The following is a 9,460-nucleotide window of genomic DNA, read 5'->3' on the forward strand; positions in this document are numbered from 1 at the left end:
GTTGGCGGTTACTCATTCCAGGTGGGATAGACCTGGGTGAACGCGACGAGTTCTGCCACGGCAGCTTCAAACAGCCGTTCGCCGGTTTCCCGATCCGCCGCAGACGGCGTGCCAGAAACCCCCGTTTCGGTCATTTCATCGAAGTGTTGCGGGTAATATACTGCGGCGGTTCCGAACAGGTCGGTACGACCGAACCCGTCGTGATCCTCGCGGATAAAATCCTCTCGTTGGTCCCCCACCAACTCCTCGGAGAGGTACAACAGCAGTGAGGTCTCTAGCTCTCCCGCGTGGGAAACACCCCCCTGTGTCGACTCCCGAACCGTCGCGATCTCTTCGGCGATCAGATCCCAGTACGAGAGCGTCGCGACGGAGACTCCCGCCTCGAAGCGGAAGTCGCTGGCCGCCGTGTTCAGGAGCGATCGATTGCCACCGTGACCGTTGACGACGGCGAGGTGTTCGAAGCCTGCCTCGAGGAGGCTGGACAACACGTCTGAGACGACGCTGAGATACGTCTCCGAAGAGAGCGTGATCGTCCCGGGAACCCCGCCGTGGTGCGGTGAGTATCCGTAAGGGAGCGCCGGCAGTGCGAACACGTCGTCGCCCTCCGCGGCGGCCGCCCTCACGACCGACTCGGCGATAAACGTGTCCGTTCCGATGGGGAGATGGCCGCCGTGCTGTTCGATCGCGCCGGTCGGCAACAGGACGACCGCCTCTTCGGGATCGACCGATTCGAGGTCTCGCCGTGTGTTTTCCGCCCAAATATGTCGGACCATGTCACGGATCCGTTCGGTAGACCGCTTTCTCGTGGGTGTAGAACTTGTACGCGCGCTGGCCGAGTTCCTTGTGCGTCTCGGACGACGACGCTTTCATCCCGCCGAACGGCATCTGAATGTCGGATCCCGTCGTCGTGCCGTTCACTTTGATCACACCCGCCTCGACGCTCCGGACGAAGTCTCGAGCCTTCGCCATGTCTGCGGTGAAGACACTCGCAGAGAGCCCGTAGTCGATATCGTTTGCCACCTCGAGGGCTTCGTCGTAATCTGCGACCTCGATCACGGAGAGAACGGGCCCGAAGATCTCCTCCTGTGCAACGCGCATCTCGGGGTCGACGTCGGTGAAGACGGTCGGTTCGATGTAATATCCCGACTCCATCCCGTCTGGACGGTCTCCACCGGTACGCAGAGTCGCGCCCTCCTTTTGGGCGAGGTCCACGTACTCGAAGTTCGTTTCGTCCTGATCGGCCGAGACCGCCGGGCCCATGTCCGGATCCTCCATCCCGGGGCCGATCGTGAGCGATTCCGCGCGCTCGACGACCGCATCGACGACCCGTCGTGAGATGTCCCGATGGACGATGAGACGACTCGTCGCCGTACACGCTTGGCCGGTGCCACCGAACGCACCAGCGATGGTCGCGTCGGCCGCGGATTCTACGTCCGCGTCGGGCAGCACGACCAGCGGATTCTTGCCCCCCATCTCCGTCTGGATCGGGATCCCCCGACTCGCGACCGTTTCGCCGATGTGGCTTCCGATCTCCGTGGAACCGGTGAAGGACACCCCGTCCACGTCCTCGTGCGTGGTGAGGTCGTCACCGACGGTCGACCCGGCACCGACGATCAAGTTCACGACGCCATCGGGAACGCCCTCTGCCGAGAGAATCTCGACGAGCCGTCTCGCGATCATCGGCGTCTCCGAGGACGGTTTGAACACGACGGTGTTCCCCGTGGCCAACGCCGGTGCGAGCTTCCACCCCGGCGTGCCGATCGGGAAGTTCCACGGCGTAATGAGCGCGACGACGCCGAGCGGTTCTCGAACGGTGTACGTGAACGTCTCCGGGTCGTTCGACGGGACCGTGTCTCCCGTCGATCGCCGCGCGTACCCGGCGAAGTAGCGGAACATCTCGGCGGTGCGTGCCACCTCACCCCGACTCGACGAGATGGGTTTTCCCTCCTCCCGAGAGATGGTCTCTGCGAGGTCCTCCAGTTCGGCTTCGATCCGGTCCGCGACGTCGTACAGCACGGCGTCGCGCGTATCTGGCGTCGTCTGACCCCACTGCGTGCTCGCCCGTTTCGCAGCGGCGATAGCGTCCGCCGTCTGTCCCCCGCTCGCTCCCGGGAAGGCTCCGATCGGCTCCGCCGGGTCGGCCGGATCTCGAACGACTATCTCGTCGTCGCTTTGCCCCTCTCTCCACTCGCCGCCGATAAACTGATAATTTGTTGTCATGATCTGTTGCTGGTGGTCGCGTCGGTCAACGTATCGATGTAATCTCGAACCGCCCGTTCGGCGTCGTACGCCGGTCGGTACTCGAATTCGGCGTGGAAGCGGCTGTCGTCGAGCGGGGCGGGAATTGGGGCGTTGTCGCCGTCGGCGACCGAAACCGCCGCCCCTTCCGGTGCCTCGGCCTCGGCCAGTGCGGCCAATTCGCGGACGGTGACGGTGTGTCCAACGATATTGTAAATCGCGTGCTCGAACTCGCCCGTCTCCAACACGGACGCGAACAACGGCCCGGTGTCGCGCTCGTACAGGAGGTCCCACGTCGTTTCGCCGTCGTGTAGCTCGATCCGTCCGCCCGCGGCGACCGTCTCGAACATCTCGACGATGAACGGTTGCGCGCCCGGGTATCGGCTCGGTCCGTATATCAACGGCAGGCGGATCCCCGCGATGTCCAGATCGTACTCCTCCCGGTACATCGAACTCAGGTACTCGTTGTGGGACTTACAGGCGCCGTACAACGAGTTGGGCGCTGTCGGGCTCTCTTCGTCGACGGTGTCGAATCCCAACTCGTCGTAGTACTCGGGCGTTCCGTACACCACCGTCGAGGACGCCCACACCAACGAGTCGAGGTCGAACTGCCGGGTCGCCTCCAGAACGTTTCCGAAGCCCGTGACGTTCGTGTTCGATGCGTGATACGGATCGTCCTCGGCCGAATCGAGCAGCCCGTTCTCCGGAGTTCCGTAGTACGCCAACTGGATCGCAGCCGTCACGTCGTGACTCGTGATAACGTCGGACAGGTCCGCGAACGACGTCATATCGCCCCGCTCGAACGTGTAGTTATCCTCGTTTCGACCGTCGACGTCCCCGGGCTGGAGATCGAATCCGACGACGTCGTGGTCCCGCCGCAGCAGTTCGCTGACGACGTACTCGCCGAGGTAGCCCGACGAGCCAATGACTAACACTGTCATCGATCTCCAAGTTGGGCGGAGGACCGGTAAATATCTTACTCGTGGACCGGCGGAACCGATTTGAACCCGCCCGCAGATATACGACCGATGTCACTCGTTGCGAGCGTCGTCGGCACCGGGAAGATCGGCGAAAAGCACGCGAAGATCCTGTCCGCGATGCCGACGGTCGAACTGGGGCCGCTCGTCGACGTCGACCGCGACCGTGCCAACGAGGTGGCTACCCGGGTCGGTACAACGACCGGAAGCGTCGCAGACGCCGTCTCGGCGGCGGACTGTCTGTTCGTGTGTACTCCCGACGACCAGCACACCGAGATCGCGCTTCGCGCGATCGAGGGCGGTCTACACACGTTCGTGGAGAAGCCGCTCGCGGCCACCGCCGCCGAAACCGAACGTCTCACGGCCGCTGCACGAGAGAGCGATGCGATTCACACGGTTGGTCACGTGCTCCGGTTCGACCCCCGATATCGGTCCATCCGCGACGCGGTACGTACCGGCGAGATCGGTACCGTGGTCTCGGTGACGATGGAACGATTGGTCAAACGATCGCGAGCCCGACGAACGGGCGGTGAGTCTCCCCCGTGGATGCGGTTGGGCGTACACGATTTCGATCTCGTCGAGTGGCTGTTCGATACGGAGATCGTTCGCCTCGCGGCGGCGGAAGCGGCGGGTGCACTCGCTACAGAGGGATACGACATCGACGAGTCCGTGTCGCTCCTCGCGAAACTCTCCGACGAGGGAACGGCGACGTTCACGCTGGGGTTCTCGCTTCCGGACGGCCATCCGGGTTCAATCGTCCGAACGGTCGCGACTGGAACCGACGGAACGGTCTCGGTCGACGCGTCCGGAACCGAGGTACAGCGCTGGAACGAGGATTCGGGCTCGGCCGTCGATACCCACCTGTGGCCCGACATCTCCGGTGTGCCTCGCGGCGCGCTCGAACGGCAAGATCACGAATTCATCCGGGCGATACGGTCGAACACCTCGGCGCCGGTTCCATTTGCGGACGGGCATCGAGCCGTTCGGATCGCAGAAACCGTCGGCGACGCGGTCGATTCCCGGGGTCACATCGGGGTGGGCGACCCGGGACCGCGAGATCTGTGACAACAGTTTTTACTACTTAGCTCTCACGGGCGGTATGGAAGTCGCTAGCGTAGACGCTATTCCGCTGTCGTACCAGCTCGGTGACGGTCGGGGGTACGGAAGCGCCCGTGGCACCGTCACGCAGCGAACCTCGACGCTTATTCGTGTCGAAACGGGAGACGGGGCGGTCGGTTGGGGGGAGGCGTTCGGGCCGCCGAAGTCGATCGCCACGCTCGTCGACGAGCTGCTGACCGATATGGTCGTGGGAATGGACCCGTACGAGGTGGAGTCGCTCTGTGACCGAAACTACACCGGGCTCTACCACTTCGGCTCTCGGGGCGTCGTTCAGAGTGCGATCAGCGGGATCGACATCGCACTCTGGGACCTGATCGGGCGCGTGACGGGCACCTCCATCGCCCGGCTCCTCGGCGGGCGAAACCGCGAACACGTGACGCCGTACGCATCGACGATGTACATCACCCAGTGGGGCCAACCGCCCGCAGAGCCGATCCAAGCGGCGGTCGACGAGGGATTCTCGGCGGCGAAAATCAAGATCGGGCGGAATATCGAGGACGACGTCGAACGGGTGCAGATCGCTCGCGACCGACTCGGCGACGACGCACGTCTCATGGTGGACTGCAACGGGAACTACCGCCCGGAGCAGGCTATCGAGTTAGACGACGCGCTCTCACCTTTCGACGTGAGTTGGATCGAAGAGCCGATCCCTCCCGAGAACCGATCCGGGTACGCCGAACTCAAGCGCGCTATCGACACGCCGGTGGCAGCGGGCGAGGCCTCTTACGGCCGATTCGAGTTCAAAGAACTCATCGACGACAGAACGGTTGACGTTGTTCAGCCCGACGTGTGCAAGTGTGGCGGCCTGTCCGAGGCCCGGTTCATCGCGAAACTCGCAACGACGGAGAATCTCGCCGTTTCACCTCACGTGTGGACCGGTGCCGTCGGTCTCGCGGCGAGTCTACAGTTCGCCGGGTCGCTACCGAACTATCCCCACTCCACGAACGTTCCAGAACCGGTCTTGTTCGAAGTCGATCGCGCCGATAACGGCCTTCGAGAGGAGCTGCTCACGGAGCCGTTCGATTTCGCCGGTGACACGCTCGAAATCCCCGACGCGCCCGGACTCGGTGTCGAACCCGACCCCGCCGCGATCGAACGGTATCGCGTCGATCAATCCGGGTAAGCAACCTCCTCGCGACCCGCCGGGTGCCGGGAGCGTACTTTCATATCCTTCCCGCGAATACGTTCGAGTGATGCCGTCACCGAAGGCTATCGGACTCATCGGTTTCGGACGTATCGGTCAGTACCTGGCGGATCGGATCGCAGAAGACCCCCACACGACGTTGCGTTTCGTCTGCGTCCGGGATCCGGCGTCGGTTTCGGAGTCGACGTCGGTGTCAGATTCGAATGTAGCCGTCGTTCCTGATCCCGGCGATCTCACCGACCGAGACGTCGATCTGATCGTTGAGGCCGCACACGCCGACGTTCTCGCCGCCCACGGCGCCGATCTCTTGGAAGTGAGTGACGTATTGGCCCTGTCGACGACGGTCTTCGCGGATCGGGAGGTCGAAGCGGAGCTCTCGGAGGCGTGCGACGCCGGGGGAACCCGGCTGTTCGTTCCACACGGCGCCGTGCTCGGAACCGACGGGCTCCAAGACGGCCGGCCGTCGCTGGAGTCCGTCACTATCACGACGCGAAAAAATCCCGACAACATCGACTTCGAACGGGCCGACATCAGTTCGGCCGACGTCGACGCGGAGACGGTGCTATTCGACGGGTCAACGCGTGATATCTGTGGGAAGTTTCCCCGGAACGTCAACTCACATGCCACGATCGCTATCGCTGGCATCGGGTTCGACCGAACGACCTCGAAGCTGATCGCCGACCCCGCGGCGTCCGAGGCGACCCACGAGATCGTTGCGGAGGGACCCGGCACCAGACTGGAGATCACGCGTGTCTCCTCGATCGAAGGCGTCACTGGCTCATACACGCTCGATTCGATCTGGGGTACCGTTTCGAGGATCCCCGATCACACGCCCGGCACGACCGTCGTCTGAAACGCGAAACGGCTCGTCGCTGCTGCGTACCGTGGCCGTCGAAACCGATTAGTACCCGGCTGTAATGCTGTGTAGCATGTCGACAGTCCACACCGTGGAGATCGTTTCTCAGCCGGTCAATCTCTCCGAGTCGGATGCCATGAAGCAGGTGGAGGGACGGTTCCTCGATCGCATCAAGTCTACCGTTACCGACGTCGAACCCGTCCGAGCCACACGCCGATATAAGCCGTTCTACTCGTACGACGTGACACTCACGAAACGAATCTTTCGCGGTGAGGACGACGTCCGCGAAGGGAACCTCATCGTCGACGCACTGACCGACATCGCCCGACCGTTCACCGCCGACGAGATCGAGGAGGTCTCGACAGAAGTTCCCGAAGACCAGGTCCTCGAGCCCGAAGTCCCGGAGGAACAGGCCCGAACGACGGCCAACGGTCGACGGATGCAGGTCGAGCATCGAGAGGGTGGCAACTTGGAGATCCTGGGTGAGCCGCAGCTGGTCTACAAGCCCGTGTGGATCGTGGAACTGTCCAACGACGAGGTCCGCGTCGTCGACGCCGTCGACGGGACCGTGTTCACCGACATGCTCCTCGGCTAGGCGAGACGACTGCCGCGTCGCTAACGCGACGCGAACATCGGTGACGCAACGAAAATCGAAACCGCACCGAAGACGAGCAGCGATCAGTACTGGACCTGCTTCAGCGCAGCATCTGCTCGTTCTTCGAGATCGTCTATCTCTCGACCGCCATCGGTCACCGCCGGCTGCCGCACGTTCTTCGGAATCCCCTCTTCGCCCTCGACGTAGCTGCCGACGACGAGGACGACGAGAGCCAGTGCGAACCCGATCCAGCCGACGTAGTACGACGGCATGTCCGGGAACAGCGCGTTGATACTCGAGACCCAGCCGTACGAGTAGTTGAGCATCAAGAACGCGTTCACGCCGCCGCCGATGGCCATACTCCAGAAGCTGGCGTTCGACGTTGCCCGTCGCCAAGCCACGCTAGCGCCCAGCGCCGGGATGACGGCCCACCCGATCGTGAGGTACGTGAGGATCAGTCCGATGATCGTGTCGAAGAACAGGGCGCTGTAGAGCGTGATCGCGGCGTACGCGAGCGTGATGATCCGCGAAACCGCCAGGACCCGCTCTTCGGAGGCATCCGGTTTGTACGCCCGGTAGAGATCGTTAGCAGCGAGGGTTGCGGGGCCGAGCAAGTACCCGTCGCCGCTGGACATCACCACGGCGAGGAGCGCCGCTGCAACGAGACCGGCGAGGTACGCCGGCAACAGCTCTTGAGCCAGAAGCGGGAACGCCTGGTCCGGATTCTCCAATCCGGTACCCAAAACCAGCCGTGCGTAGGCACCGATCGCGGGGGAGACATACGCGATCAACACGTATCCCATCCCCCCGAAGATCGGTGCCCAGTAGGCGACCTTTAGGTTCTTCGCGCTCACCATCCGCTGCATGTTGTGATTCAAGAAGAGGTCCGCCAGCCACAGGAAGATCAACGTGACGAAGAACAGCCATCCCATGGTAAGGTCACCGAGCGGTGAGAGGTGCATCGCGTTGAAGAAGTTCTCCGGGTAGACCCCCGCGTCCTGCACGGACGCGAAGCTCCCCTGTGTCACCCAGAGGTAAAGCACCATGCCGACGGCGGCCAGCGTCGTGATGATGATCTGGACGAAGTCGGTGTATGCGACGCCCCACATCCCGCCGACGACGGTGTAGATCGTCACCATCGCCGCACCGATGACAACCGCGGTCTGGAGCGGTACGTCGAAGAAGACGCTCACGACCGTTCCGAAGGCGAGGAACTGGCCGCCGAGCAGACCCAGGCTGACGATGAGGTTCAACACCGTCATGACGAGCGCGTTCTTGTTGTCGAACCGCATCCCGAACCACTCGGATATCGAGAAGGGATTGACTTTCCGCAGCACGACGGCCATCAGCAGTGCCCAGAACATGAACCGGATCGCTGCACCGAGCGAGTACCAGGCACCGTACCAGATGTCCAGGTACCCGAATCCAACGATGCCGAGTAGCGTGACGCCACCCCACTGCGTCGCCAACACCGTCCCGACGAGCACGATCAATCCGAGGCTGCTGCTCGTGCTGAAGTAATCGCGGAACGTGTGGGTTCGTCGCGCGCCCCAGATACCGATCACGAAGATCGCGATCAGGTACGCGATGACGATGTATCCCTCAGTCGTGAAGAGTGACTGTGTCATCGGTTACTCCCTCCATTCTTCGGTTCCTTCGTTCGGTTCCAGTACCCGGTCGTAGAACACCCACCCGAATCCTACGAACGCGAGCATGTACACCAGTATGACGACCGGTGAGAATCGGATGAACATCGTCAGCGGAAAGGTAACGAAAAACACGACCGAGACGGCTGCCATCGAGATCAGGGCCCACCGCATCGTCCGGGACGAAATCAGGTAGTTACCGACCGGTACCTGATCTCGAAGCGATTGGAGGTGGTCGAAATACCCTGATTCTATCCGCTGGACGTTGATCGCCGTTGTCGCCGGTTGTTGGTCGTCTGTGGATCCGTCTGTCACAGTTCATCACCCATGTTTATCGACACCACAGGACACGATTATATAACATCCTACTTAAATTTTGCCTGATATCGGCTGTTCAGCTCTGTGGATGCGGATACTCGTCGAACTGGCCCCGCTCTTCGGAGAACTATCGGCGCTATCGATCGTCGAAACGTAGAACGTTCATAGGGTGTCATCGAATTGTTCACACAGCATTAGCTCCCTAGTGAATCGGTTAGTGTAGGTGAGAGAACGAATGATTGCGGTGGCGCGCCCGGGAGCGGGCCGGAGGCCCGCGACCGGAGCGCGAGGGATGCGGTGAGCGCTCGAAGAGCGCGAACCGCGAGGCTGGGGACGGCGTGAGGTGCTGTGCGGTGCCGTTCGGGTCGGGACCCAAAGGGGCAGCCGTGAGGGCGAAGCCCGGCGACGTAAGGACCGCAGACCGTGAATGAAGTGAACGGTCGAGGACCACAGCGAGCCGCGCGAGTCCTCACGGCTGGGGCTTTGGTGAGTGTTCTTCCCCGGTGGCCACCGACCCATCTCGAACGTCCCGAGTTCGCTCAACTATCCCTCTATCGTACCACTAGC

9 protein-coding genes are annotated in these 9,460 nt (G+C 62.5%); 4 read left to right on the forward strand and 5 right to left on the reverse strand.

Going from position 1 to position 9,460, the window contains the following annotated elements:
* Positions 1-8: 8 nt before the first annotated feature.
* From GJ633_RS02610 to GJ633_RS02620, 3 genes are read right to left on the reverse strand one after another with little or no spacing between them, the layout of a single operon-like run.
* Positions 9-773 (reverse strand): creatininase family protein, encoded by a 765-nt coding sequence (locus tag GJ633_RS02610; protein ID WP_156586878.1) that lies wholly within the window; start codon positions 771-773, stop codon positions 9-11.
* A gap of 1 nt (position 774) precedes the next feature.
* Positions 775-2,220, reverse strand: a complete 1,446-nt coding sequence (locus GJ633_RS02615; protein WP_156586880.1) for an aldehyde dehydrogenase family protein — start codon at positions 2,218-2,220, stop codon at positions 775-777.
* Positions 2,217-3,179, reverse strand: coding sequence for an NAD(P)-dependent oxidoreductase (locus tag GJ633_RS02620; protein ID WP_156586882.1), 963 nt, complete (start codon positions 3,177-3,179; stop codon positions 2,217-2,219). Before GJ633_RS02620 ends, GJ633_RS02615 begins: the two co-directional genes overlap by 4 nt.
* A gap of 87 nt (positions 3,180-3,266) precedes the next feature.
* On the opposite strand from GJ633_RS02620, the gene GJ633_RS02625 reads away from it, so the two are divergent.
* The 4 genes from GJ633_RS02625 (at position 3,267) to GJ633_RS02640 (ending at position 6,929) form a co-directional block, all read left to right on the forward strand.
* Positions 3,267-4,280 (forward strand): Gfo/Idh/MocA family protein, encoded by a 1,014-nt coding sequence (locus tag GJ633_RS02625; RefSeq protein ID WP_156586883.1) that lies wholly within the window; start codon positions 3,267-3,269, stop codon positions 4,278-4,280.
* Positions 4,281-4,314: 34 nt separating this feature from the next.
* Positions 4,315-5,457, forward strand: coding sequence for a mandelate racemase/muconate lactonizing enzyme family protein (locus GJ633_RS02630; protein ID WP_156586885.1), 1,143 nt, complete (start codon positions 4,315-4,317; stop codon positions 5,455-5,457).
* Between the two features lie 70 nt (positions 5,458-5,527).
* Positions 5,528-6,331 (forward strand): aspartate dehydrogenase domain-containing protein, encoded by an 804-nt coding sequence (locus tag GJ633_RS02635; protein WP_156586886.1) that lies wholly within the window; start codon positions 5,528-5,530, stop codon positions 6,329-6,331.
* A gap of 76 nt (positions 6,332-6,407) precedes the next feature.
* Positions 6,408-6,929 carry a hypothetical protein gene (locus GJ633_RS02640; protein ID WP_156586888.1) on the forward strand — a complete coding sequence of 174 codons (522 nt, stop codon included), beginning with the start codon at positions 6,408-6,410 and terminating at the stop codon, positions 6,927-6,929.
* Positions 6,930-7,012: 83 nt separating this feature from the next.
* Here the strand turns inward: GJ633_RS02640 and GJ633_RS02645 are convergent, their stop codons facing one another.
* Both GJ633_RS02645 and GJ633_RS02650 read right to left on the reverse strand, forming a co-directional pair.
* Positions 7,013-8,557, reverse strand: a complete 1,545-nt coding sequence (locus tag GJ633_RS02645) for a sodium:solute symporter (protein ID WP_156586889.1) — start codon at positions 8,555-8,557, stop codon at positions 7,013-7,015.
* 3 nt (positions 8,558-8,560) lie between these two features.
* Positions 8,561-8,890 (reverse strand): hypothetical protein, encoded by a 330-nt coding sequence (locus GJ633_RS02650; protein WP_156586891.1) that lies wholly within the window; start codon positions 8,888-8,890, stop codon positions 8,561-8,563.
* Positions 8,891-9,460 lie beyond the last annotated feature (570 nt).

Origin of the sequence: Halorubrum sp. CBA1125 (assembly GCF_009742825.1) — an archaeon.
Classification (GTDB): Archaea; Halobacteriota; Halobacteria; order Halobacteriales; family Haloferacaceae; genus Halorubrum.

Excerpts from the sequence above, each read along its gene's own strand:
- GJ633_RS02640 (WP_156586888.1), top strand. The coding sequence starts at position 6,408 with ATGTCGACAGTCCACACCGTGGAGATCGTTTCTCAGCCGGTCAATCTC.
- GJ633_RS02630 (WP_156586885.1), top strand. The coding sequence starts at position 4,315 with ATGGAAGTCGCTAGCGTAGACGCTATTCCGCTGTCGTACCAGCTCGGT.
- GJ633_RS02615 (WP_156586880.1), bottom strand. The coding sequence starts at position 2,220 with ATGACAACAAATTATCAGTTTATCGGCGGCGAGTGGAGAGAGGGGCAA.
- GJ633_RS02635 (WP_156586886.1), top strand. The coding sequence starts at position 5,528 with ATGCCGTCACCGAAGGCTATCGGACTCATCGGTTTCGGACGTATCGGT.
- GJ633_RS02625 (WP_156586883.1), top strand. The coding sequence starts at position 3,267 with ATGTCACTCGTTGCGAGCGTCGTCGGCACCGGGAAGATCGGCGAAAAG.
- GJ633_RS02620 (WP_156586882.1), bottom strand. The coding sequence starts at position 3,179 with ATGACAGTGTTAGTCATTGGCTCGTCGGGCTACCTCGGCGAGTACGTC.
- GJ633_RS02610 (WP_156586878.1), bottom strand. The coding sequence starts at position 773 with ATGGTCCGACATATTTGGGCGGAAAACACACGGCGAGACCTCGAATCG.
- GJ633_RS02645 (WP_156586889.1), bottom strand. The coding sequence starts at position 8,557 with ATGACACAGTCACTCTTCACGACTGAGGGATACATCGTCATCGCGTAC.